Origin of the sequence: Pseudomonas sp. GM78 (genome assembly GCF_000282475.1) — a bacterium.
Lineage (GTDB): Bacteria > Pseudomonadota > Gammaproteobacteria > Pseudomonadales > Pseudomonadaceae > Aquipseudomonas.
In genome coordinates, this window is record NZ_AKJF01000200.1 from 74,025 (window position 1) to 97,233 (window position 23,209).

General features: G+C 61.8%; 21 protein-coding genes. 8 read left to right on the forward strand and 13 right to left on the reverse strand.

What is annotated here, in order from left to right; translation table 11 throughout:
- Positions 1 to 27: 27 nt before the first annotated feature.
- Positions 28 to 1,053: a putative 2-aminoethylphosphonate ABC transporter substrate-binding protein gene (locus PMI35_RS04245; RefSeq protein WP_008065026.1), complete on the forward strand. Its 1,026-nt coding sequence runs from the start codon at positions 28 to 30 to the stop codon at positions 1,051 to 1,053.
- A 190-nt stretch (positions 1,054 to 1,243) separates the two neighbouring features.
- Positions 1,244 to 1,801: a phosphonate degradation HD-domain oxygenase gene (locus PMI35_RS04240; RefSeq protein WP_008065028.1), complete on the forward strand. Its 558-nt coding sequence runs from the start codon at positions 1,244 to 1,246 to the stop codon at positions 1,799 to 1,801.
- 122 nt (positions 1,802 to 1,923) lie between these two features.
- Here the strand turns inward: PMI35_RS04240 and PMI35_RS04235 are convergent, their stop codons facing one another.
- Together PMI35_RS04235 and PMI35_RS04230 are read right to left on the reverse strand one after the other, a co-directional pair.
- Positions 1,924 to 3,288 (reverse strand): GTPase/DUF3482 domain-containing protein, encoded by a 1,365-nt coding sequence (locus tag PMI35_RS04235; RefSeq protein WP_008065031.1) that lies wholly within the window; start codon positions 3,286 to 3,288, stop codon positions 1,924 to 1,926.
- On the reverse strand, positions 3,281 to 4,651 hold the full coding sequence (locus PMI35_RS04230) for a DUF2868 domain-containing protein (RefSeq protein ID WP_008065038.1): 1,371 nt from the start codon (positions 4,649 to 4,651) through the stop codon (positions 3,281 to 3,283). Before PMI35_RS04230 ends, PMI35_RS04235 begins: the two co-directional genes overlap by 8 nt.
- A gap of 85 nt (positions 4,652 to 4,736) precedes the next feature.
- On the opposite strand from PMI35_RS04230, the gene PMI35_RS04225 reads away from it, so the two are divergent.
- A complete protein-coding gene (locus PMI35_RS04225) occupies positions 4,737 to 5,249 on the forward strand; it encodes a dihydrofolate reductase (RefSeq protein WP_008065039.1) in 513 nt (170 codons plus the stop codon).
- 122 nt (positions 5,250 to 5,371) lie between these two features.
- On the opposite strand, the gene PMI35_RS04220 is transcribed toward PMI35_RS04225, so the two are convergent.
- Positions 5,372 to 6,763, reverse strand: a complete 1,392-nt coding sequence (locus tag PMI35_RS04220; RefSeq protein ID WP_008065040.1) for an L-cystine transporter — start codon at positions 6,761 to 6,763, stop codon at positions 5,372 to 5,374.
- A gap of 240 nt (positions 6,764 to 7,003) precedes the next feature.
- Here PMI35_RS04220 and PMI35_RS04215 point away from each other — a divergent pair, with 240 nt between their 5' ends.
- The gene (locus PMI35_RS04215; protein WP_008065042.1) at positions 7,004 to 8,059 is read left to right on the forward strand and encodes a hypothetical protein; all 1,056 of its coding nucleotides are present in this window, start codon (positions 7,004 to 7,006) and stop codon (positions 8,057 to 8,059) included.
- Between the two features lie 206 nt (positions 8,060 to 8,265).
- Here PMI35_RS04215 and ilvD read toward each other — a convergent pair whose 3' ends face one another.
- The 3 genes from ilvD to PMI35_RS04200 form a co-directional block, all read right to left on the reverse strand.
- Positions 8,266 to 10,107, reverse strand: a complete 1,842-nt coding sequence (ilvD, locus tag PMI35_RS04210; RefSeq protein WP_008065051.1) for a dihydroxy-acid dehydratase — start codon at positions 10,105 to 10,107, stop codon at positions 8,266 to 8,268.
- Positions 10,108 to 10,365: 258 nt separating this feature from the next.
- On the reverse strand, positions 10,366 to 11,565 hold the full coding sequence (locus PMI35_RS04205; RefSeq protein WP_008065054.1) for an MFS transporter: 1,200 nt from the start codon (positions 11,563 to 11,565) through the stop codon (positions 10,366 to 10,368).
- A gap of 130 nt (positions 11,566 to 11,695) precedes the next feature.
- Complete coding sequence (locus PMI35_RS04200) at positions 11,696 to 12,892, reverse strand: class I SAM-dependent rRNA methyltransferase (protein ID WP_008065056.1); 1,197 nt, start codon at positions 12,890 to 12,892, stop codon at positions 11,696 to 11,698.
- A 231-nt stretch (positions 12,893 to 13,123) separates the two neighbouring features.
- Between PMI35_RS04200 and PMI35_RS04195 the strand changes: the two genes are divergently transcribed.
- Together PMI35_RS04195 and mutM are read left to right on the forward strand one after the other, a co-directional pair.
- Positions 13,124 to 13,939: an HDOD domain-containing protein gene (locus PMI35_RS04195; protein WP_177325086.1), complete on the forward strand. Its 816-nt coding sequence runs from the start codon at positions 13,124 to 13,126 to the stop codon at positions 13,937 to 13,939.
- A gap of 42 nt (positions 13,940 to 13,981) precedes the next feature.
- Entirely contained in the window at positions 13,982 to 14,794 is an 813-nt protein-coding gene (gene mutM / locus PMI35_RS04190) for a bifunctional DNA-formamidopyrimidine glycosylase/DNA-(apurinic or apyrimidinic site) lyase (protein ID WP_008065060.1), read from the forward strand.
- A gap of 66 nt (positions 14,795 to 14,860) precedes the next feature.
- On the opposite strand, the gene PMI35_RS04185 is transcribed toward mutM, so the two are convergent.
- From PMI35_RS04185 to PMI35_RS04165, 5 genes are all read right to left on the reverse strand, one after another.
- Positions 14,861 to 15,112: a YfhL family 4Fe-4S dicluster ferredoxin gene (locus PMI35_RS04185; protein WP_003195146.1), complete on the reverse strand. Its 252-nt coding sequence runs from the start codon at positions 15,110 to 15,112 to the stop codon at positions 14,861 to 14,863.
- Positions 15,113 to 15,255: 143 nt separating this feature from the next.
- Positions 15,256 to 15,735 carry a pantetheine-phosphate adenylyltransferase gene (coaD, locus tag PMI35_RS04180; RefSeq protein WP_008065062.1) on the reverse strand — a complete coding sequence of 160 codons (480 nt, stop codon included), beginning with the start codon at positions 15,733 to 15,735 and terminating at the stop codon, positions 15,256 to 15,258.
- Positions 15,736 to 15,850: 115 nt separating this feature from the next.
- Positions 15,851 to 17,446 carry a GMC family oxidoreductase gene (locus PMI35_RS04175; RefSeq protein ID WP_008065064.1) on the reverse strand — a complete coding sequence of 532 codons (1,596 nt, stop codon included), beginning with the start codon at positions 17,444 to 17,446 and terminating at the stop codon, positions 15,851 to 15,853.
- A 157-nt stretch (positions 17,447 to 17,603) separates the two neighbouring features.
- Positions 17,604 to 18,149, reverse strand: a complete 546-nt coding sequence (locus PMI35_RS04170) for a hypothetical protein (RefSeq protein WP_008065067.1) — start codon at positions 18,147 to 18,149, stop codon at positions 17,604 to 17,606.
- Positions 18,150 to 18,177: 28 nt separating this feature from the next.
- Positions 18,178 to 19,608 carry a coniferyl aldehyde dehydrogenase gene (locus PMI35_RS04165; RefSeq protein ID WP_008065069.1) on the reverse strand — a complete coding sequence of 477 codons (1,431 nt, stop codon included), beginning with the start codon at positions 19,606 to 19,608 and terminating at the stop codon, positions 18,178 to 18,180.
- 146 nt (positions 19,609 to 19,754) lie between these two features.
- Between PMI35_RS04165 and PMI35_RS04160 the strand changes: the two genes are divergently transcribed.
- The gene (locus PMI35_RS04160) at positions 19,755 to 20,423 is read left to right on the forward strand and encodes a TetR/AcrR family transcriptional regulator (RefSeq protein WP_008065071.1); all 669 of its coding nucleotides are present in this window, start codon (positions 19,755 to 19,757) and stop codon (positions 20,421 to 20,423) included.
- 48 nt (positions 20,424 to 20,471) lie between these two features.
- A complete protein-coding gene (locus PMI35_RS04155) occupies positions 20,472 to 21,326 on the forward strand; it encodes a sulfurtransferase (protein ID WP_008065073.1) in 855 nt (284 codons plus the stop codon).
- A 3-nt stretch (positions 21,327 to 21,329) separates the two neighbouring features.
- Here the strand turns inward: PMI35_RS04155 and PMI35_RS04150 are convergent, their stop codons facing one another.
- Complete coding sequence (locus tag PMI35_RS04150) at positions 21,330 to 22,160, reverse strand: AraC family transcriptional regulator (protein ID WP_008065075.1); 831 nt, start codon at positions 22,158 to 22,160, stop codon at positions 21,330 to 21,332.
- A gap of 3 nt (positions 22,161 to 22,163) precedes the next feature.
- Entirely contained in the window at positions 22,164 to 23,162 is a 999-nt protein-coding gene (locus PMI35_RS04145) for a hydrolase (protein WP_008065077.1), read from the reverse strand.
- Positions 23,163 to 23,209 lie beyond the last annotated feature (47 nt).

Below are 23,209 nucleotides of genomic sequence, written 5' to 3' on the forward strand. Positions count from 1 at the left end.
CTCTCAACTCAACTACAGGAAAAGATCATGTTCAAGCCCCTGGCCCTGGCCGCTGCTGTCCTCACCGCTTTCAGCCTGAACGCCTTTGCGGCGAAAACCGAGTTGACGGTGTACACCGCCCTCGAAGCCGAACAACTCAAGACTTACAAACAAGCCTTCGAAAAGGCCAACCCGGACGTCGAGATCAAATGGGTGCGTGACTCCACCGGGATCATCACCGCCAAACTGCTGGCCGAAAAAGACCGCCCGCAGGCTGATGCCGTATGGGGCCTGGCGGCTTCAAGCCTGGCGATCCTCGACCAGCAAGGCATGCTGCAAAGCTACGCGCCGAAAGACCTCGGCAAGATCGGCGGCAACTACCGCGACGCCGCCAACCCGCCAGCCTGGGTTGGCATGGACGTGTGGGCCGCGACCATTTGCTTCAACACCGTCGAAGCCGAAAAGCAGGGCCTGAGCAAGCCCGTGAGCTGGCAAGACCTGACCAAACCCGAGTACAAAGGCAAGATCGTCATGCCTAACCCGGCGTCGTCCGGCACCGGTTTCCTCGACGTCAGTGCCTGGCTGCAAACCTTCGGCGAGAAGCAGGGCTGGGCGTACATGGACGGCCTGCACCAGAACATCGGCCAGTACGTTCACTCCGGTTCCAAGCCCTGCAAGCTGGCGGCGGCGGGTGAATTCCCGATCGGCATTTCCTTTGAATACCCGGCTGTCCAGCTCAAGCGCCAGGGCGCGCCGCTGGACATCATCCTGCCGAAGGAAGGCCTGGGCTGGGAAATCGAAGCCACCGCCGTGATCAAGGGCACGCCACATGAAGACGCCGCGAAGAAACTCGCGGACTTCTCGGCCAGCCCTGAGGCGATGGAGCTTTATAAAGAGAACTTTGCCGTACTTGCGCAGCCGGGCATCGCCAAGCCGCAGACCGAGTTGCCGGCTGACTATGAGCAGCGTTTGATCAAGAACGACTTTGCCTGGGCGTCGAAGAACCGCGACGAGATTCTGAGCGAGTGGCGCAAGCGGTATGACGGTAAGTCGGAGAAAGTGGCGGCCAAGTAAATCTTTATAGGATTATAGGGCCTCTTCGTCGGAACGCCGCCCGGACCAAGCCCGCTCCCACAGGGATCGTCGGTGTTCACACAATTTGTGTCTCACCCGGAAACCTGTGGGAGCGGGCTTGGTCCGGGCGGCGTTCCGACGAAAGCGGTCTACTATTCAACGCAAATCCAACTTCATCGCGAGACTTCTGATGAACCCCAACGAACAAGCAGTCGCCAAGGTTTTCGCGTTATACGAGCGCTTCGGCGATGCCGACTACATCGGCGAACCGGTATCGCAAATCGAGCACATGTCCCAGGCCGCGCAGTGCGCGATGGCCGAGGGCTTCGATGACGAAGTGGTGCTTGCCGCGTTTTTCCACGACATCGGGCACATCTGCGCCGAAGGCGCCGAGAACATGGGCGGCTTTGGCGTGGTCAGCCATGAACGGCTGGGCGCCGATTACTTGCGCAGCGTCGGCTTCAGCGAGCGCATGGCGCGGCTGGTGGAGTACCACGTTCAGGCCAAGCGCTACCTGACGCTCAAGGAGCCTGGATATTTCGAGCGATTGAGCGAAGCCAGTCGCCGGACTCTGGAGTATCAGGGCGGGGTGATGACGGCTGCCGAGGCTGAAGTCTTCGAACAGGACCCGTTGTGCGCAGTCAGTTTGCGCATGCGCCAGTGGGATGAGCTGGCCAAGGAGATGCATGTGCCGGTCATTGATCTCGGCGTCTTGAAGGAAAAAGCGGTGCGTTTGCTGGCTGCATAAAATCTTCCACAGGAGAACTCTGTCAACTGTAGGAGCGAGCCTGCTCGCGATGAATCTGAGAGCCCCGCGGGGTGTCAGGCTGCCAGCGTTATCGTTGACGTCCATCGCGAGCAGGCTCGCTCCTACAGCTTTTGCGCCAGCTCTTCGATTTGCTCCTGGCGCTCTGCCTGATTCAACTTTGCATGCGCATTGAGCGACGACCACTGCGGATGTGCCCGTGCCTTGTTCAGCGCTTCCGGCAGTTTGCCCTCGCGCCAGGTCTTGTCCTGGGGCGTGGCGACCTGGATGCTGTCCATCGCCGCATGCCCACGGGCATCCAGCGCTTGCAGCAGTTGCCGTTGACGCAGCGCCAACAGCCGCAGTACGTTGTCGTCGACCGTCAGCTCACGCTGGCCCTTGATCTTGCCCAGCAACCGACCGCCATAACTGCGCACGGTTTGCAGGGCGCCGCCGGCAATCGCACCGGCCAGTGCCGCCGCACCGAGGGTAATGCCACCGACCAGCAAGTCGACTCCGGCGCCGGCTGCCGCACCGGCCGCGATCCCGCCGCCGACCCGCACGCCCAGTTGCTTGAGGGTTTCCGGGTTGAACAAGTCATCGCCCCAGCGACCATCGAGCAGCGGCAAGTCGCTGGCTGCCGCGTCCTGTGGGCGGAAGGCATAGAGCTTGAGCAGGGCTTCGACACAGCGCTGCTCTCGCTGGCGAACGGCTTTGCGCAGTTCGTTGATGGCCTGCTGTTCCTGTTCGGCCTCGCTGACCACGCTGCGCCGGCAGGCGGCGCAATCGATCAACAACTCGGCGATCAAGCGCGCCGCACTTTGCTGGCGCGCCAGGCGTTGCGCCTGTTGATCGGCAATCAACCGCTCAAGCTGTGGACGGGCATGTTCCAACAGCAGTGCGAGGCTTTCATAGAGCCGGCGTTCGCCATCCTCCGGCGGCGCGACGCTGTCGAAGCGCACCAACGCATGCAAACCCAGGCGCGCCAGTGCTTCACGCCATGCCGGCTCACGGTGGTTGTCGCTGCTGACAAAATTCAGCACCGGCAGCAGCGGTTTGCCACAGCTGGCCAGCACTTCCAGCTCATCGCGATATTTGGCAAGGACCGGTTCCCGGGCGTCGATCACATACAGCCCGGCGTCCGACGCCAGTAACTGGCGCAGGACCTTGGCTTCCTGTTCGAAGCGCTGCCGGGCTTCGCTGCCCTCAAGAAAACGTGCCAGTCGTGCCGGGCCGTCCAGTCGCTCGCCGGGACGCTCCAGGCGTTCGAGGTAGTCGAGCAGGGCGATGGCGTCTTCCAGTCCGGGCGTGTCGTAGAGATCCAGTAACGGCTCGCCGTCCACCGACAAACGCGCACCTTCGACATGCCGCGTGGTGCTGGGGCGGTGGGACACTTCGCCGAAACCGACATCGCGAGTCAGGGTGCGCAACAACGAGGTTTTGCCGACGTTGGTATGGCCGACGACCGCGAGTTTCAGTGGGTTAATCATGACCCTTCTCCAGCCAGTTCATCGGTGCGCAATCGGCGAACGGCAGTTCCAGCTGTTGCAGCGCCACATGCCAGTCGCCGAGGCGTTCGGCGTCCAGCGCTTCGCCGGGCGGAGCTTGCAACAACCAGATGCGGGTGGCGCTGGCGCTGCGGGCCAGTTCGGCAATCAGCGCCAGGCTGCCGCGATCCGGCGAGCGCCGTGGATCGCAAGCGATCGCCAGGCGCGCAGGAGGAAAGCGGCTGAGTTGTTCGAGGAGTTTGTGTCGCGATTCGCGGCTGTCGAGGATGCCTGCGTTGCTCACGCTCTTGGGCAGTTGCGGCGGCCACGGGCGGTCGTCGTCCAGTTCGATGGCGACCAACAGTGCGCCATCGCTGAGTTGTTCGCTGACACCGCCTTGCGCGCGAGGGAGTTCGGCCGGCGCGGCATCGCTGACACCGAGGCGCTCACTGGTGGGCATCAGCCGTTCGCGCAGTTGCGCGTAACCAGGCAGGTTCAGGTCGAGCTGCAAGGTTCTCCGGCCGGCCTTCCAGCGCCACAAACAAAACACCGCCAGGACCAGGCGCGGCACCACGCCGTAGATCAGCAACACGCCCACCAGCCACGCCGCCCAGGCCTGGCGGGCGCTTTCGATGTTCAGTGCGGCGTCGCCACTGGCGCGGATCATCTCCTCGGTGGGCACGCTGAAGCCGAGCAAGGCCGGGAGTGTACCCAGGGCCTGGGTCACGGCAATAAAGGTGTCGGCGCTGAGGATCGTGGTTTCCCAGACGAAGCCGTAGCGCCGGGTCGCCATCAACGTCAGCAGAATCACCAGGGCACTGAGCATCGCCAGCAACCACAGGCTGTTGACCAGCACGCCGATCGCCCAGCGATTGAGTTTCTGGCGTTGCAGCAACAGCAGCAGGGCCGGTGCCAGTTGCGCGGCCTTGGCGTCCCGGGCGAGTTTTTCACTCAGCCACAACCACAAGCGGCCGAGGCTGGCGCCGTGTTCGCCGGCAAACACCAGGCCCAGGGCCCAGCTCAGCAGCAGGATCAGATTGAGCCCGAGCAGACTGCCCAGCGCCCAGAACACATTCACCGGGTGCAGGCCGTCGCCCATGGCGGCAAAGGCCAGGCCCGCGCCGCTGACCACGGCCAGCACCGCCAGTACGATCAGCGCCAGTCGCGCCCCTTGCAGCCAGTGTTTGAGTGCTTCGCTCAAGCCATCGCGGTCGGCCAGCCACAGGGCGCGGCGTTGAATGCGTGTCGGCAGATCGCCGCCGGCGCTGCGGGCCAGGCGATTGGCTTCCAGATCTTCCAGGGGGCCGGCGTATTCTTCGCGCAGGCGGATGGCTTCTGTCAGCCAGAGATTGTTCAGTTCAGTCACGCGGCATCCCGTCGCTCAATTGAACTGTGAGCATAACCGCTGTGGCGCTTATCGGGGAAAGCACGGCTCTGGTATCCTCGCCGGCATGACTAAATCACTCCCCCTCAGCCTGATCGCAGCCCTCGGTGAAAACCGCGTGATCGGCGTCGACAACAGCATGCCCTGGCACCTGCCGGGGGACTTCAAATACTTCAAGGCCACCACCCTGGGCAAGCCGATCATCATGGGGCGCAAGACCTGGGATTCCCTTGGCCGCCCATTGCCGGGTCGCTTGAATATCGTGGTCAGCCGTCAGGCGGATCTGGTGCTCGAAGGCGCGGAGGTCTATCCGTCGCTGGAAGCGGCCGTGGCGCGTGCCGAAGAGTGGGCGAAGGAGCAGGGCGTCGATGAGCTGATGTTGATCGGCGGGGCGCAGTTGTATGCGCAGGGGTTGGCCCAGGCTGATCGGCTGTATCTGACCCGTGTGGCGCTGAGCCCGGAAGGGGATGCGTGGTTTCCGGAGTTTGATTTGAACCAGTGGAAACTGGTTTCCAACATCGAAAACCCGGCCGTAGATGACAAGCCAGCGTACAACTTCGAAGTCTGGGAAAAAGCCTAAGAGCATCGCCAGCAGGCTGGCTCCCACAGTGGGTTTGAGGTGGAACACAGATTGTGTGAACACCCAAAATCCCTGTGGGAGCCAGCCTGCTGGCGATGAGGCCAGATCAGGCGCTAAAGAACTTAGGCGTGCGCCAACGCCGAATGCTCATCCGCATCCAGCAGCGCCTTATCCGTCTGCTGCATCACCTGGCTGGTAATCGCCCCGGCCGTCATCGAACCACTCACGTTCAACGCCGTGCGCCCCATATCAATCAACGGCTCGACCGAAATCAGCAACGCCACCAGTGACACCGGCAAGCCCATCGCCGGCAACACGATCAGCGCGGCAAACGTCGCACCCCCGCCAACGCCAGCCACACCTGCAGAGCTCAAGGTCACAATCGCCACCAGCGTCGCGATCCACAGCGGGTCCAACGGGTTGATGCCAACGGTTGGGGCCACCATCACCGCCAACATCGCCGGATACAGGCCGGCGCAGCCGTTCTGGCCAATGGTCGCGCCGAACGAGGCGGCGAAGCTGGCGATGGACTGCGGGATGCCCAGGCGGCTGGTCTGCGCTTCGATGCTCAACGGAATCGTTGCTGCGCTCGAACGGCTGGTGAACGCAAACGTCAGCACCGGCCAGATCTTGCGGAAGAACCGCAGCGGGTTGATCCCGGCGGCCGACACCAGCACCCCGTGCACCACAAACATCAGGCCCAGGCCGATGTAGGACACCACCACGAAACTGCCGAGCTTGATGATGTCCTGCAGGTTGGAGCCGGCGACCACTTTGGTCATCAGCGCCAGCACGCCGTACGGGGTCAGTTTCATCACCAGGCGCACCAGGCGCATCACCCAGGCTTGCAGGGTGTCGATGGCGTTGATCACTTTCTGACCTTTCTCCACGTCGTCCTTCAGCAGCTGCAGCGCCGCAACCCCGAGGAACGCCGCAAAGATCACCACGCTGATGATCGACGTCGGCTTGGCCCGCGCCAGGTCGGCGATCGGGTTTTGCGGGATGAACGACAGCAGCAACTGCGGCACATTCAGGTCGGCGACCTTGCCGGCATAGTCACTCTGGATGGTTTGCAGGCGCGCCATTTCCTGGGTGCCAGCCACCAGGCCCTCGGCGGTCAGGCCGAACAGGTTGGTCAGGCCGATGCCGATCAATGCCGCGATGGCGGTGGTGAACAGCAGCGTGCCAATGGTCAGGAAGCTGATCTTGCCCAGCGACGAGGCGTTGTGCAGACGGGCTACGGCACTGAGGATCGAAGCGAACACCAACGGGATCACGATCATTTGCAGCAATTGCACATAGCCGTTGCCCACCAGATCGATCCAGCCGATCGAGGCTTTCAGCACCGGGTTACCGGCACCGTAGACAGTGTGCAGCGCCACACCGAACGCCACGCCCAGCACCAGTGCCAGCAGGACTTTTTTCGCCAGGCTAAATGTCGTGTGGCGGGTTTGCGCCAGGCCCAGCAGCAAAGCGAGGAACACCAGCAGATTGAGAATCAGCGGCAGATTCATTGGAACTCCCATTAGACATGTGCGAACTGCCTTCCGGGGCAGCTGCGAACCGGCAAGCCTAACAGCTTGAAAACTAATGATTTAATATCAAAAACGTCTTGAAAGTGTCGTTTTTGGAATAAGCGCGCGTCGCTTTTGAGAATGTGGCTGGCGCGAAAGGTACGTTGGCGGTCGCTGACGGATGAGGACTGTCACAGGTATTTGTTAGCGTCGATGTCTTTCAATCAGGGAGATATGAGGATGAAGTTCGCACCGAAATTACTGGCTGCAGCTCTTTGCCTTGGCCTCGCCGGCCAGGTATTCGCCACGGATCTGAAACACTGGCCAGCCGATCAGGCCAAGGCGCTGGATGCCATGATTGCCGCCAACGCCAACAAAGGTAACTACGCGGTGTTCGACATGGACAACACCAGTTACCGCTACGACCTCGAAGAGTCGTTGCTGCCGTTCATGGAAAACAAAGGCTTGATCACCCGCGACAAACTCGACCCCTCCCTGAAACTGATGCCGTTCAAGGACACCGCCGACCACAAGGAAAGCCTGTTCAGCTACTACTACCGCCTCTGTGAGCTCGACGACATGGTTTGTTATCCATGGGTCGCGCAAGTGTTCTCCGGCTTCACGCTCCAGGAACTCAAGGGCTACGTCGACGAATTGATGGCCTCCGGCAAACCGGTGCCAGCGACTTACTACGAAGGCGACGTGGTCAAGAAACTCGACGTCAACCCGCCGAAAATCTTCACCGGCCAGCAAGAGCTCTACAACAAGCTGATGGAAAACGGCATCGAGGTCTACGTAATGACCGCCGCCTCGGAAGAGCTGGTGCGCATGGTCGCGGCCGATCCGAAGTATGGCTACAACGTCAAACCGCAGAACGTCATTGGCGTGTCATTGCTGCTCAAGGACCAGAAGACCGGCGCATTGACTACCGCGCGCAAGCAGATCACCGCCGGCAAATATGACGAGAAGGCCAACTTGGGCCTCGAGCTGACGCCGTACCTGTGGACCCCGGCGACCTGGATGGCCGGCAAGCAGGCGGCGATCCTGACCTACATCGACGAGTGGAAAAAACCGGTGCTCGTCGGCGGCGATACCCCGACCAGCGATGGCTACATGCTGTTCCACGGCGTCGACGTGGCCAAGGGCGGCATCCATCTGTGGGTCAACCGCAAGGACAAATACATGACCCAGATCCAGGGCATGATGGCCAAGAACGCGGCGGCCCAGGCCAAGGAAGGGTTGCCGGTGACGGCGGACAAGAATTGGGTGATCGTCAAACCTGAAGAGATTCAGTAAGACCGAGGTGCTGCCATCGCGGGCAAGCCCGCTCCCACAAGGTTTCGGGTGAAAACACAGGGTGTGTGAACACTGAAGATCCCTGTGGGAGCGGGCTTGCCCGCGATGGCGGCGTCACATTCACAGCGTATCCATTGCCGCCTCGACTTCATTAGCAAAAAAATACCCCGCACTTGGCGGGGCATTTTTTGTTCAACGCTTAAGCCTTACAGCCCATCAAGCATCGCCTTGTTACGCACAGCACCCTTGTCGGCACTGGTCGCCAGCAGGGCGTAGGCCTTCAACGCGGTGGTCACTTTACGTGGGCGCACTTCAACCGGTTTCCAGCCTTTCTTGTCCTGCTCCACCCGGCGTGCCGCCAGTTCTTCATCGCTGACCAACAGGTTGATCGAGCGGTTCGGAATGTCGATCAGCACTTTATCTCCGTCCTGCACCAGACCAATCGCGCCGCCAGCAGCCGCTTCAGGCGAAGCGTGGCCAATGGACAGGCCCGAGGTGCCGCCGGAGAAGCGGCCGTCGGTGAGCAGGGCGCAGGCTTTGCCCAGGCCTTTGGATTTCAGGTACGAAGTCGGGTAGAGCATTTCCTGCATGCCCGGGCCGCCTTTCGGGCCTTCGTAGCGAATGATGACGATGTCGCCTTCTTTCACTTCGTCGGCGAGGATGCCGCGCACGGCGCTGTCCTGGCTTTCGAAGATCTTCGCGTTGCCTTCGAACACGTGGATCGACTCGTCGACGCCGGCGGTTTTCACCACGCAGCCGTCCAGCGCAATGTTGCCGTACAGCACAGCCAGGCCGCCTTCTTGCGAGTAGGCGTGCTCGACGCTACGGATGCAGCCGTTTTCACGGTCGTCGTCCAGGGTGTCCCAGCGGGTCGACTGGCTGAACGCGGTTTGCGTCGGGATGCCCGCAGGACCGGCTTTGAAGAAGTGATGCACGGCTTCGTCGTTGGTCTGGGTGATGTCCCACTTGGCGATGGCTTCTTCCATGCTGCGGCTGTGCACGGTCGGCAGCTGGGTGTGCAGCAGGCCGCCACGGGCCAGCGAACCGAGGATGCTGAAGATCCCGCCGGCACGGTGCACGTCCTCCATGTGGTACTTCTGGATGTTCGGCGCGACCTTGCACAGTTGCGGCACGTGACGGGACAGGCGGTCGATGTCGCGCAGGTCGAAATCGATCTCGGCTTCCTGGGCGGCGGCCAGCAAGTGCAGGATGGTGTTGGTGGAACCGCCCATGGCGATGTCCAGGGTCATGGCGTTTTCGAACGCCTGGAAGTTGGCGATGTTGCGCGGCAACACCGAGTCATCGTTCTCGCCGTAGTAACGCTTGCACAGCTCGACGATGGTGCGGCCGGCCTGCAGGAACAGCTGCTCGCGGTCGCTGTGGGTGGCCAGGGTCGAACCGTTGCCCGGCAATGCCAGGCCCAGGGCTTCAACCAGGCAGTTCATCGAGTTGGCGGTGAACATGCCGGAGCACGAACCGCAGGTCGGGCAGGCGCTACGCTCGTACTCGGCAACCTTCTCGTCAGAAGCGCTGGAGTCGGCGGCGATCACCATGGCGTCGACCAGGTCGAGACCGTGGCTGGCCAGTTTGGTCTTGCCGGCTTCCATCGGGCCGCCGGACACGAAGATCACCGGGATGTTCAGGCGCAGGGAAGCCATCAACATGCCAGGGGTGATCTTGTCGCAGTTGGAGATGCAGACGATGGCGTCGGCGCAGTGGGCATTGACCATGTACTCGACGGAGTCGGCGATGATCTCGCGGCTCGGCAGCGAATAGAGCATGCCGTCGTGGCCCATGGCGATGCCGTCATCGACGGCGATGGTGTTGAATTCTTTTGCCACGCCGCCAGCGCGTTCGATTTCGCGGGCGACCAGTTGGCCCAGGTCCTTGAGGTGGACGTGGCCCGGTACGAACTGGGTAAAGGAGTTGGCAATGGCGATGATCGGCTTTTTGAAGTCGTCATCTTTCATCCCCGTTGCGCGCCACAGTGCGCGGGCGCCGGCCATGTTGCGGCCGTGGGTGGATGTTTTCGAGCGGTAATCAGGCATGAAGCACTCCGGGCGGCTAATCAGGTATCAAAAGGGAAGTGAGCTTCTATTGACGTCTGGAACACTCAGAAATGGCCGGGTGTCCGGAAGTTGCCGATAACTTTGCGGGATCGCCGCGCGCTTCAGCTTGAGCTCATAAACCCGCCGGGGATGACTGGCGATGAATGTTCGCGATTCTACACGGCTGGCGGCTGGAGGGAATGCCGTGAAGCGTGGATCAAGCGTCGGTGGCGTGTGCTGGATGACGACCGGCGTGTTTCAGCTCACTTTCAGTGCTGGATTGCGCTGCGTGATCAGCGTGTTCACTGCCAGGCTCACACCGCTCAGGATAAGGAAACACAGGGCGAGGGCAGAGGTCAGTTCTGCGGAGGCCAGATTGATCACAACGCTGATCACGCCGCCGCACATGAATATCATCACTCCGCCGACCGAAGTGGACGTGCCGGCATCCTGCGGGTGGAGGGTCATGGCTTTGGAATTGGCAATGGGGCGGGCAATAGTAGTGCCGGCGGTACAAATCAGCATCGGTATCAGCACGGCTGCGGCAGTGAGCCCAAACTGGCTGGCCAGCCACAGCATGACCAACCCCGATAGCGCGATCAGCCCCAGGCCGACGATGATCTGCGTATTGGCCTGCAGGCGCCGATGCAGTGCGCTGGCGACTATCCCGCCAACTATGTAAGCAGCACCGTACAGCAGCATTACCCACGCGAATTCGTAGGGTGTGAGTGCCAGGCGCTCCATGAAAATGATCGGCGAGATGACGATGAATGAGAAATGGCAGGCGAAGGCCAGGGCGGAAATCAGCCAATAGCCCATGAAGCGTGGATCGGAGCACAGGCGCCAGTAGGCGCTGAAAAAACGACTGGGGGTCGGGCCACGAATGCACGGGGTTTCCTTGAGCAGCAAGCCAGCATTTATCCAGACGGTGACCGCCAGCGCGATGAAGACATAGAAACTACCCTCCCAGCCAAGATGCATTTGCAGCCATGTTCCCAGCAGCGGTGATATGGAAATGAAGACGCCGCCTGCGGTGGTCATCCAGATCCTGAGGCTCTCCTGTTCCCTGCCGACGAACAGATCCTGGATCAGCGCCTGCGATAGCACGAACGAACCGCAGCCCACTGCCTGGACAACGCGAAACATCAGGAACCAGCGGTAATCCGGGGTTATCAGGCAGCCCGCTGCGCCGATCACCGAGATGGCGATACCGATCAGTAGAAGCTGCCTGCGCCCCCATAAATCCGAAAGCGGTCCGACCAGCACCACGGATATCCCCAGGCCGATGGCGAACAGGCTGACAGAAAGGGCAATGTCCGAAGCCGAGGTCTGGAAGTAGTCAGACAGGGCGGGAAACGACGGCAGGACGACGTCCAGCGGAAATACGCCCAATAGCGTCATGGTCATTAACAGCAGGATCAGCGAGGATTTTTTTGTAGCGTGCGGGGCAGGGGGCATCGACAGCGCTCTCGGTCCGTGAGGAGTGGTCGAGAGTTGGCTTGCTGAACTTGGAAGTCAATGCGGGGTGCGTGGGACGTTTCTGAATCTACTGTAGGAACGAGCTCCTACAGTAGATGGTGTCGTGTTATTAGCTGTTTGGCAGCAACCGGCAAGTAATGCTCTTGATGTAGCGGGTTTCCGGGATGGCCGGATGCACCGGATGATCCGGGCCCTGGCCGCCACGTTCCAGCATCTGGATGTTACGGTCCAGGTGGCGGGCGCTGGTCAGCAGGATGTTCTGCAGGTCGTCTTCCGGCAGGTGCATCGAGCAGGAGGCGCTGAAGAGGATGCCGTCCTTGGTGAGCAGGCGCATGGCTTGTTCGTTCAGGCGGCGGTAGGCGCCTTCGCCGTTTTTCATGTCTTTCTTGCGTTTGATGAATGCTGGCGGGTCGGCCACGATCACGTCGAAGCGCTCTTCGCTGGCCTTGAGCTCTTTCAGGGCTTCGAAGACGTCGCCTTCGATGCAGGTCATCTTCTCGGCGAAACCGTTCAGCGCGGCGTTGCGCTCGACACCGTCGAGGGCGAAGGCCGAGGCGTCGACGCAGAACACTTCACTGGCGCCGAATGCCGCGGCTTGAACGCCCCAGCCGCCGATGTAGCTGTACAGGTCGAGCACGCGTTTGCCCTTGGCGTATGGCGCCAGGCGTGCGCGGTTCATGCGGTGGTCGTAGAACCAGCCGGTTTTCTGGCCCTGGATGACCGGCGCTTCGAATTTCACGCCGTTCTCTTCCAGTGCAACCCATTCCGGCACCAGGCCGAACACGGTTTCGACATAGCGGTTGAGGCCTTCGGCATCACGCGCGGCGGAATCGTTCTTGAACAGAATGCCGCTTGGCTTGAGCACTTGGGTCAGCGCTGCGATCACGTCGTCTTTATGGGCTTCCATGGTCGCCGAAGCGATCTGCACCACCAGGATGTCGCCGAAACGGTCGACCACCAGGCCTGGCAGCAGGTCGGAGTCGCCGTAGACCAGGCGATAGAACGGCTTGTCGAACAGACGATCGCGCAGCGACAGGGCCACGTTCAGGCGATGCACCAGCAGCGACTTGTCGAGTGGCAGCTTGATGTCGCGCGACAGCAGGCGCGCGCAGATCAGGTTGTTCGGGCTCATCGCAACGATGCCCAGCGGCTTGCCGCCAGCGGCTTCGAGGATCGCCTGGTCGCCGGCCTTGAAGCCGTGCAACGGGGTGGCAGCCACGTCGATTTCGTTGCTGTAGACCCACAGGTGACCGTTGCGCAGGCGACGGTCGGCGTTGGCTTTGAGGCGCAGGCTAGGCAGGGACATGACGTCGCTCCGGAAAAAAGAGCGGGAGTATACCGTGTTGCACAAGGCCGCGGCGCGGTGGATGGACATGCGGTTGAGTCAGCCGGGAGCAGATGAAACTTCAATCGGTGCACCGGCCAAGGTGTCGGATCCAATCCAGAAAAGTTAGAATCTGCGCCTGACCCAGAGTGTGTACTTATGTCCCAAGAGCTTACCGCCGAACAAATCCAGCAATCCTTGCAAGGCATCAGTGTGCCGGCCCAACCGCAGATCATGGTGGATCTGCAGATGGAGCAGTACATGCCCGACCCGGATCTGGACGTGATCGCGAAGCTGATTTCCCAGGACCCTGGCCTCTCTGGCTCCCTGCTGAAAATCGTCAACTCGCCGTATTACGGCCTGAGCAACAAGATCGCCTCGATCCAGCGCGCCGTGAATCTGCTGGGCAGCCGTTCGATCATCAACCTGATCAATGCGCAGTCGATCAAGGGCGAGATGAACGATGACACCATCGTCACCTTGAACCGGTTCTGGGACACCGCCCAGGACGTGGCGATGACCTGCCTGACCCTGGCCAAGCGCATTGGCGCCCAGGCCGGCGATGAAGCCTATGCCCTGGGCCTGTTCCACGACTGCGGCGTGCCGCTGATGCTGCAGCGGTTCCCCAACTACATGAGCGTGCTGGAACAGGCCTATGCCAACGCCGGCCCCGATTGCCGGGTGGTGGACACCGAGAACCAGGCGTTCAACACCAACCACGCCGTGGTCGGGTATTACACAGCCAAGTCCTGGCGCCTGCCGGATCACGTGTCTGCCGCGATCGCCAATCATCACAATGCGCTGGCGATTTTCAGCGACGAGTCGTCACGCAACAGCGCCCTGAAAAACCTGTTGGCGATCCTGAAAATGGCCGAGCACATTTGTGCGTCCTACCGGGTGCTGGGTAACCAGGCCGAAGACCACGAGTGGAACAGCATCGGCCATTTGGTGCTCGATTACGTTGGGCTCTCGGATTACGATTTCGAAACCCTGAAGCAGACTATTCGCGACCTCGGCGCTCACCGCTGAACGGCGAACCTCTTCTCACCGAGCGCCTGATCCGAGAGCACCATGCCTGAACTGCCAGAAGTCGAAACCACCCGCCGCGGGATTGCGCCGCACCTGGAAGGCCAGCGCGTCAGCCGGGTGATCGTGCGCGATCGCCGCTTGCGCTGGCCGATCCCCGAAGACCTCGATGTGCGCCTGTCCGGTCAGCGCATCGTGCTGGTGGAGCGGCGCGCCAAGTACCTGTTGATCAATGCCGAGGTCGGCACCTTGATCAGTCATTTGGGCATGTCGGGGAATTTGCGCCTGGTGGAAGCCGGCCTGCCGGCAGCCAAGCATGAGCATGTGGATATCGAACTGGAATCGGGCCTGGCCTTGCGCTACACCGACCCGCGGCGGTTTGGTGCGATGCTGTGGAGTCTCGATCCGCTCAATCATGAGCTGTTGATTCGCCTGGGGCCGGAGCCGTTGACCGACCTGTTCGATGGCGAGCGACTGTTCCAGCAGTCACGCGGGCGTTCGATGGCAGTCAAGCCGTTCATCATGGACAACGCGGTGGTGGTGGGCGTCGGCAATATCTATGCGACCGAAGCCCTGTTCGCCGCCGGTATCGACCCGCGTCGCGAAGCCAAAAGCATCTCCCGGGCGCGGTACCTGAAGCTGGCGATCGAGATCAAGCGCATCCTGGCGGCCGCCATCGAGCGCGGCGGCACCACGCTGCGCGACTTTATCGGCGGGGACGGGCAGCCGGGTTATTTTCAGCAGGAGCTGTTCGTGTACGGTCGCGGCGGTGAGCACTGCAAAGTCTGTGGCACGGGCCTGCGGGAAGTGAAACTGGGGCAGCGCGCCAGCGTTTTTTGCCCACGCTGCCAGAGCTGAACGTTCACAAATCCCCTGTGGGAGCGAGCCTGCTCGCGATGGCGCCGGAGCAGGCAGCGCAGGACTTCAAGCCTTCCCGGTAATCTTCCGGTACTTCTCCATCAACTGCTCTTCAGTCTCTGGATGGGCTTCGTCCAGAGGAATGCAATCCACCGGGCAGACCTGCTGGCACTGCGGTTCGTCGTAGTGGCCGACGCACTGGGTGCACAGGTTCGGGTCGATCACATAGATTTCTTCGCCCTGGGAAATGGCGGCGTTGGGGCACTCGGGTTCGCAGACGTCGCAGTTGATGCAATCGTCGGTGATGATCAGGGACATGCTAACTCCAGCCGGGGCGGCAGGCCCGGGCGCAATAAATCAATGCGCTAATTGTGCCGCATTGGCGCCCGCATTGCACCCGGGTGCGATCGAGAGCAGGAAGAGCGCAGGCAAGATCAAAAGATCGCAGCCTGCGGCAGCTCCTACTTTTTGAAGCGCTGTGTCAGGGCGTCCGCCACGATCGGGTGCACGAACTTGGTGATATCGCCACCCAAGGCTGCAATTTCACGAACCAGCGTCGAGGAAATGAACGAATAACGCTCGGACGGGGTAAGGAACAGGCTTTCCACATCCGGGGCCAGCTGGCGGTTCATGTTGGCCAGCTGGAATTCGTATTCGAAGTCCGACACTGCGCGCAAGCCACGCAGGAACACGTTGGCATTCGTCTCTTTGGCAAAATGCGCCAACAGCGTCGAGAAGCCGACCACTTCAACGTTCGGCAGATGCTTGGTGACTTCGCGGGCCAGCTCTACACGCTGTTCCAGGGGAAACAACGGGTTTTTCTTCGGGCTGGCGGCAACGGCAATGATCACGTGATCGAACAGGCGCGAGGCGCGTTCGACCAGATCGCCATGGCCCTTGGTAATAGGGTCGAAGGTACCTGGGTACAACACTCGGTTCATCGCGTCGTCCTGGCGGGAGTGCGTTGGGGATTCGGATGGTATCGCAGCCAAACCGGTCGGCCAAGTCGCCTGTTGGGTAAGAAAGCACTATAGACGATGGGAATAATCACTTTTTTCATGGGTTTTTTAAACGTTCGGCCAGGGAAGTCGCCAGTTGCGCCGTCAGTCCATAGACCGACAACTGCGGGTTTGCGCCAATGCTGGTGGGGAACAGCGAGCCGTCATGGATCGACAGATTACCCAGTTGATGATGCCGGCCAAGGCTATCGGTGACGGCATTTTTCGGGTCTTCACCCATGCTGCAACCGCCCATCACATGGGCGCTGCCCAAGCGCGTGCGGTACAACGCCAGGTTGAGCCCGTCGATCAGCGTGCGCGCTTCGCCCAGGGTTTTAACGTAGCGGGCATCAGCGTGCATGGGCATCACGGCCTTGGCACCCCCGGCGAACTGGATCTCGGCCATGCTGTGGAAGGCCCGGCGCAAACCGTCCCAGACGTAGGGTGAAACCTGGTAGTCGAGCACCGGGGTACCGTCATTGCGCAGTTGAACGCTGCCACCGGGACTGTCCGGGTGGAAGCCGTCGCGCAGCAGCGCCAGCATGGCGTGGGTGTGCGGCAGGTCGGCCATGTGCCGGGCGCTTTCCTGGCCGAAGCCACCCAGCAGGGTGGCGGCCAGCGCCGGGTGCAGCGGCGGGACTTCCAGTTTGTAGCCAATCTTGCCAGCGGTGCCATCCTGCCATTGGAAATAGTCGGAGTAGATCGACTGTGGCGCGCCGTAGAACGGGTTGATGACCTCGTCGAACAAGCCGGCGGACATGTTCACCAGGTGCAGGAAGGTTCGTGTACCCAGCCGCTTGTGCGGATCGGGCGCGTCGGAGCGCAACAGCAGCGCCGGGCTGTTGATGCCGCCGCCGGCCAGCACGTAATGCTTGGCCTTGACCTTGATACTGCGCCCGGTGGGCTCGACGCAGCGCTCGTCCATCGCCACGCAGTGAAGTCCGCTGACTGTGTCGCCGCTGATGATGAGTTTTTCGGCGCGGGCCAGATACAGCAGCTCTCCGCCGTTATCCAGGGTGGCCGGAATGGTCGTGACCATCATCGATTGCTTGGCGTTGGTCGGGCAGCCCATGCCGCAGTAGCCGAGGTTCCAGCAGCCGCGCACATTGCGCGGGATGACATGCCAGCTGTAACCGAGCTTTTCGCAGCCCTTGCGGATCACATCGTTGTTGGCATTGGGTGGCACCATCCATGGAGCGACGCCCAGGCGTTGTTCCATTTTCTCGAACCAGGGCGCCATTTCAGCAGGGGAGTGGCCCTTCACGTCGTGTTCCCTGGCCCAGTGTTCCAGGGTTGGTTCTGGCGTGCGGAAGCTGGAGGTCCAGTTGATCAGCGTGGTACCGCCCACCGCCCGGCCCTGGAGGATGGTGATCGCGCCGTCCTTGCTCATGCGGCCGATGCCTTCCTGGTAGAGGCTGGCGTAGGCCTGGTCTTCGAGCAACTTGAAGTCGCTGCTGGTCTTGAGCGGGCCTTCCTCGATCAGCAGCACCTTGTAGCCGGCCGCACTGAGGATTTCGGCCGTGGTCCCGCCACCGGCACCGCTGCCGATGATCGCCACATCCGCTTCGAGGGTCAGGTCCTGGGTCAGTTGTGAGCCGTCATGGGTTTTCCAGCCACGGGCCATGCCTTCGCGGAACGGGTCGGGTACGGGCATCTTAAAATTCTCTAGTTGTTATGGTTTGGATGCAGTGGTGAGGCGGATGACGCCATCGCGGGCAAGCCCGGCTCCCACAGGTTTTGAGGTGTCCTACCTTTTGTGAACGACTCAATCCTGTGGGAGCGGGCTTGCCCGCGATGGGGGCGACACGGTCTCAAACCGTTGGCGGCCCTGGATACCCGCAATGCGCCCATGACTCCTTGCGCCCGTACCAGGCCATCATCACCAGCTGCAGCAATGAGCTGTGCCCCATGCGCAGCAGGCTCAACGAGCTGTTTTCCCAGCGATCGAGGAAGTTGCGGATATCTTCGGCGCTGGCGTTTTCCCAGCTGCCCCAGATCCCGGTCAGCGGCCCGCAGGTCACGGCCATGCCCAACACGTCGAACAATTGCCGGGTGAGCTTGAGCATTTCCGGCGACAGGTGATCGAGGTTGTAGTCGAGGCTTTTCAGCGTGCCCTCGACAGCCTCGGGCATGCTGGCGGCCGCTACTGCACCGTCGAGCATCACCGGCACAAGGGCGCGCAGAAACTGCAAATCGCCACTGCGCAGCGCCGTGAAGCCACTGGCCGGCACGCTCGATGAGCAGCCGCCGAGGCTGGCGCCCAACCCGGCGGTGGCAAGAAAGGCGCTGGCGCCGAGGCTGAATTTGAGCAGGCCGCGCCGTGACAGCGCGGGTGTTTCGGACAGGCTTGGGTGCATTATTGTTATTACCCGGCGGTGGTCATCGTTAGCGAATGAACAGCTTCTGGATCAGTTTCTGAATGGCTTTGCCGTAGGGCGGGTAGATCAGTTTCGCCGCGTTAAACCTTTGCTTGATCAGCACGCCCTTGGCCTTGCTGAAGGTCAGGAAGCCTTCGTGGCCGTGGTAATGGCCCATGCCCGAAGGGCCGATGCCGCCGAACGGCATGTCATCCTGGGCCACGTGCAGCAGGGTGTCGTTGAGGCACACGCCTCCGGAATGGGTCTCGTTGAGTACGCGGTCTTGCTCGCGCTTGTCGTAGCCGAAGTAGTACAGCGCCAGTGGGCGAGGCCGCTGGTTGATGTAGGCAAACGCCTGGTCCAGATGCTTGTAAGGCACGATCGGCAGCAACGGGCCGAAGATTTCGTCCTGCATCACCGTCATCTCGTCGCTGACGTTGAGCAGCAGGCTATGCGCCATGCGACGGCCCTGGCCTTGCTCGAACAATGGAATCAGCAGCGCACCCTTGCTGGTGGCGTCGCTGACATAGCCCTTGAGTCGCGCCAGTTGTCGGTCATTGATGATCGCGGTGTAGTCCGGGTTGTCGGCGAGGGTCGGATAAAAACCGCGAACCGCCTGTCGATAGGCCTCCACGAACGCGCCGACGCGATCTTCCGGCACCAGCACGTAATCCGGGGCCACGCAGGTCTGGCCGGCATTGAGGGTCTTGCCGAAAGCGATGCGTTCGGCGGCATCCTTGAGCGGTACGTCATGGGAAACAATGGCCGGGGACTTGCCGCCCAGTTCCAGCGTGACCGGCGTGAGGTTTTCCGCCGCCGCGCGCATCACGTGCTTGCCGATGCTGGTGGCGCCGGTGAACAGCAGGTGATCGAAGGGCAGGCGTGAAAACGCCACGCCGATATCGGCTTCGCCCAGCACCACACAGACCAGGTCTTCGGGGAAGATTCGCGCGAACAATGCCTTGAGCAGCAAACCGGTGGCCGGGGTCGACTCGCTGAGTTTGAGCATCACCCGGTTACCCGCCGACAACGCGCCGACCAAAGGCCCTATGGCCAGGTACAGCGGATAGTTCCACGGCACGATGACCCCGACCACGCCGAGTGGCTGGTAGACCACCTTCGCCGAAGCCGGCTGGAATGCGACACCGACCTTGCGCCGCGACGGGCGCATCCAGCCCTTGAGGTGGCGGCTGGCGTGATGAATCCCTTGCAGGCTGGGCATCAGTTCGGCGAGCAGGGTTTCATCGGCGCTGCGGTTGCTGAAATCCTGGCTGATCGCATCGATCAGGGCCTGGCGTTCGTTGTCCAGCAGATCCCGCAGTGCCTTGAGCCATTGCTGGCGCTGGGCCGCGGGTGGCATCGGGTTGGTGGCATAGGCCGCGCGCTGTGCGTCGAACAGGGCCTGGAGCTCCTCCAGAGGCTGCTGGAGATTTTGCAGATAGGAAATGTCGGCAGTCATGCTGGGCTCCGGATTTATTGTAGTGAGAGCATTTCTAGAGTCTATACTCTAAAAAGTCAAATACCATCCTCGGCACCGCTTTGTTTTATCGCTCGCGGATAGGCCGTAAGATGCCCCTCAACGCACTCTGAATTTAAGCTCAAGCCATGGCCCCAAGGATAAAAACCAGCGAGCGCATCGTGCAGAACAGCCTGGAGCTGTTCAACCAGCAGGGCGAGCGCAGCATCAGCACCAACCACATCGCCGCCCACATGGAGATTTCTCCGGGCAACCTGTACTACCACTTCCCCAACAAGCAGGCGATCATCGCCGTGCTGTTCAGCGAGTATGAGAGCCTGGTGGACAGTTTCCTGCGCCCGCCACAGGGGCGCGCCGCCACGGTGGAAGACAAGCGCTTCTACCTCAAGGAGCTGTTGTCAGCCATGTGGCGCTACCGGTTCCTGCACCGGGACCTGGAGCACTTGCTCGACAGTGACCCGGAACTGGCGGCCCGCTACCGGCGCTTTTCCCAGCGCTGCGTGATTCAGGGCGCCGCCATCTACGAAGGTTTTGTCGCCGCCGGCATCCTGAAGATGGATCGGGTGCAGATCGAGTCCCTGACGATCAATGCGTGGATCATCCTCACCTCCTGGGTGCGTTTTTTGTGCACCACGCGGGAAAACTCCAGCCACCTCAGCGAGCAGGCCATCAAGCGCGGCGTGTACCAGGTACTGGTGCTGGAGGCGGGTTTCGTCACGGACCAGGCGCGTGACGCGGTCGATGCGCTGTTCGAAGAGTTTTACGTGCCGTTGGCCCAGGCATTGGAAGAAGTATGAAATAACGAATTCAGCAGGATCGAAAACTGCCCATCACAGGAGCCCGTTATGCCCATTGCGCAACTGATCAGCCCGCAAGCACTGGACCTGAAAAAGGACCAGCCGGGGTTGGTGATTCTTGATTGTCGTTTTGCTCTTGAAGACCCGGATTACGGCCAGCGCAGCTACGCACAAGGGCACATCGGCGGCTCGTCTTTTGCCGATCTCGAGCGCGACCTGAGTGGCAAAGTGATCAAGGGCGTGACCGGGCGTCATCCATTGCCCGAGCCGGCCGACCTGATCGAACGCCTGCAGGCCTGGGGCATCAACGCCGACAGCGAAGTGGTTTTATATGACGACGGGCCGGGTGCCTTTGCGGCGCGGGCCTGGTGGCTGCTGGCCTGGCTGGGCAAGCGTGACGGCGTGTTCATCCTCGATGGCGGGCTCAAGGCCTGGCACGCGGCGGGCCTGCCCCTGAGCCTTGATCCACCGTCGACCGGTCGCGGCGCATTTACCGGCGTGCCGGAAAACGCGCTGATCCTCAGCGCCGAGCAGTTGCAGGAGCGACTGGCCCAGCCCTCGCTGACCTTGCTCGATGCCCGCGCCTTGCCGCGCTTCAAGGGCGAAGTCGAACCGATCGATCCGATTGCCGGGCACATCCCCGGTGCGCAATGTGCGGCCTTCACCGACAACCTGGGCAGCGACGGGCGTTTCCTGCCAGCCGATCAGCTCAAACAGCGGTTTGCCGCGAAACTCGGCGGGCGTTCGCCGGCCGATCTGGTGGCGTATTGCGGGTCTGGCGTGACGGCGTGCCATAACCTGTTTGCCCTGTGCCTGGCGGGTTATCCGTTGGGGGCGTTGTATGCCGGGTCGTGGAGTGAGTGGATCAATGATCCGGCTCGCGGTGTTGCCACCGGCGAATAAAAATCAAAAAAGGCGCGCGCTGCGATACGCCCCAGGCCCAACCCCATACACCTGCTTGAATTGCCGGCTCAGGTGGCTCTGGTCGGCAAAACCCAGTTGCGTCGCGACGTCCAGCGGCAAACAGCCGCCCTGCAACAACGCCCGCGCCCGGGCGATGCGCTGTTGCATCAGCCAGGTGTGCGGCGGCATGCCGGTGGCGCGGCGGAATACCCGGGCGAAGTGGAAAGGCGACAGGTTCACCGCTGCTGCCAGTTCTTCCAGCGAGGGCGGCGCCGCCAATTGCGCGTGCAGCAGGTCCTTGGCCAATGTCACCGCCCGGTGCTCCTTGCCCGGTTTGCCGGCAACCGGCACCGCCGCATGACGTTGCAGCAGTGACAGCATCAGTTCCCGCCAGGCGGTTTGTTGCTGCAGTGCGGTGGCCGGGCTTTCCAGCAAGCGATGCAACTGACAGAAGCCGTTCACCAGATCCTGGTCGCGATACAGCGTGGCGCCAAACGCCGGCAGGTGATGGGTCGGCAGTTCCAGCTCGGCCAGCAGTGAAAGAATCTGCCCGCTGTCGGGATAGAACGCCCGGTACAGCCAGCCGTCCTCCGTGCCCTTGTGGCCGGTGTGCAGTTCATCAGGGTTGATCAGCACCAATGTGCCGCTGCCGGCCAGGTGTTCGGCGCCGCGGTAACGGTAACGCTGGGCGCCAGCCATGATCATGCCGATCACATAGCCGTCATGCACATGGGGGGCGAAACGGTGCTCGATGTAGCGTGCCGACAACAGCTCGACTCCGGCCAGCGGCGCCGTTTGCCAGAAGTGGATGGACTCGCCCTGGGCGTTATCCATGGCTTACCCGCGACCCATGCTGGCCAGCCACTGCGGGATGCGTCGCTCCAGGTAGTACCCCGGTTGGCGGAAGGTGCCATCGACGAAGCCGACATGCCCGCCCCGGGCCTGTAATTCGAATTGCGTGCAGGCTGACAACTCGTCAGCGTGCGGCAGGCTGTGGGGAAAAACGAAGGGGTCGTCGGCTGCGTGGATAATCAGGGTCGGCGTACAGATCTCGCCGAGGAAGTAGCGGCTCGATGCGCGGCGATAGTAGTCGTGAGCATCCGCGAAACCATTGAGCGGCGCGGTCACCCGGCCATCGAAATCCCAGAACGTGCGCATGTTTTCCAGCGAGCCGAGGGCCGCGAGGGTCGCGAGGCCTTCTTCGCGGCCGTCATGCTGAAACTGCCGTTGCTTGTTCTTGATGTAGGCCAGCATCTCGCGCATGAAGTGCGCCTGATAGACCTTGGAGAAACCCTGGCCGATGCGGTCGGCGCACTGGTCCAGGCGAAACGGCACCGACACCGCCACCGCACCGAGCACGCCGCTGGCGCTGCCGGTTTCGCCCAGATGCTTGAGCAGCACATTGCCGCCCAGGGAGTATCCGACGGCATACAACGGCGCGAGAGGGCGTTTTGCCCGCAGGTGCCTGATGGTTTCGGCCAGGTCTTCACTGGCGCCGGAATGGTAGCTGCGCGGCAAGAGGTTGGGTTCGCCGGAGCAGCCGCGCCAATTCAGCGCGACACTGGCCCAGCCCTGGTCGCCCAGCGCTTTCTGTATCCCGGCAACGTAAGGTGAATTCGACGAGCCGGTAAGTCCGTGCAACACCAGGACCAAAGGCGCATCGAGGGTGTGCGGGCCATGCCAGTCGAGGTCGAGGAAGTCGCCATCCTCCAGCCACAGGCGTTCGCGCTCACGTTGCAGGTGGGTGGTTTTGCGCCACAGCGGGCCCCACAAGGTCTGCAAGTGCGGATTGCCGAGGCCGAAGGCCGGGGTGAAGCGTTCTGGCGGATGGAACACGATGGGTCTCTATGCAGTGGCGCACGCCTGCATTGCGGCGCGCGCCT

What these genes read in the sequence shown, in the direction of transcription:
- ilvD (WP_008065051.1), bottom strand. Translation starts at nt 10,107, where the DNA reads ATGCCTGATTACCGCTCGAAAACATCCACCCACGGCCGCAACATGGCC.
- PMI35_RS04175 (WP_008065064.1), bottom strand. Translation starts at nt 17,446, where the DNA reads ATGCCCGTACCCGACCCGTTCCGCGAAGGCATGGCCCGTGGCTGGAAA.
- PMI35_RS04185 (WP_003195146.1), bottom strand. Translation starts at nt 15,112, where the DNA reads ATGTCCCTGATCATCACCGACGATTGCATCAACTGCGACGTCTGCGAA.
- PMI35_RS04170 (WP_008065067.1), bottom strand. Translation starts at nt 18,149, where the DNA reads ATGCACCCAAGCCTGTCCGAAACACCCGCGCTGTCACGGCGCGGCCTG.
- PMI35_RS04150 (WP_008065075.1), bottom strand. Translation starts at nt 22,160, where the DNA reads ATGGATAACGCCCAGGGCGAGTCCATCCACTTCTGGCAAACGGCGCCG.
- PMI35_RS04240 (WP_008065028.1), top strand. Translation starts at nt 1,244, where the DNA reads ATGAACCCCAACGAACAAGCAGTCGCCAAGGTTTTCGCGTTATACGAG.
- PMI35_RS04225 (WP_008065039.1), top strand. Translation starts at nt 4,737, where the DNA reads ATGACTAAATCACTCCCCCTCAGCCTGATCGCAGCCCTCGGTGAAAAC.
- PMI35_RS04245 (WP_008065026.1), top strand. Translation starts at nt 28, where the DNA reads ATGTTCAAGCCCCTGGCCCTGGCCGCTGCTGTCCTCACCGCTTTCAGC.
- PMI35_RS04160 (WP_008065071.1), top strand. Translation starts at nt 19,755, where the DNA reads ATGGCCCCAAGGATAAAAACCAGCGAGCGCATCGTGCAGAACAGCCTG.
- PMI35_RS04200 (WP_008065056.1), bottom strand. Translation starts at nt 12,892, where the DNA reads ATGTCCCTGCCTAGCCTGCGCCTCAAAGCCAACGCCGACCGTCGCCTG.
- PMI35_RS04205 (WP_008065054.1), bottom strand. Translation starts at nt 11,565, where the DNA reads ATGCCCCCTGCCCCGCACGCTACAAAAAAATCCTCGCTGATCCTGCTG.
- coaD (WP_008065062.1), bottom strand. Translation starts at nt 15,735, where the DNA reads ATGAACCGAGTGTTGTACCCAGGTACCTTCGACCCTATTACCAAGGGC.
- PMI35_RS04155 (WP_008065073.1), top strand. Translation starts at nt 20,472, where the DNA reads ATGCCCATTGCGCAACTGATCAGCCCGCAAGCACTGGACCTGAAAAAG.
- mutM (WP_008065060.1), top strand. Translation starts at nt 13,982, where the DNA reads ATGCCTGAACTGCCAGAAGTCGAAACCACCCGCCGCGGGATTGCGCCG.
- PMI35_RS04220 (WP_008065040.1), bottom strand. Translation starts at nt 6,763, where the DNA reads ATGAATCTGCCGCTGATTCTCAATCTGCTGGTGTTCCTCGCTTTGCTG.
- PMI35_RS04235 (WP_008065031.1), bottom strand. Translation starts at nt 3,288, where the DNA reads ATGATTAACCCACTGAAACTCGCGGTCGTCGGCCATACCAACGTCGGC.
- PMI35_RS04215 (WP_008065042.1), top strand. Translation starts at nt 7,004, where the DNA reads ATGAAGTTCGCACCGAAATTACTGGCTGCAGCTCTTTGCCTTGGCCTC.
- PMI35_RS04165 (WP_008065069.1), bottom strand. Translation starts at nt 19,608, where the DNA reads ATGACTGCCGACATTTCCTATCTGCAAAATCTCCAGCAGCCTCTGGAG.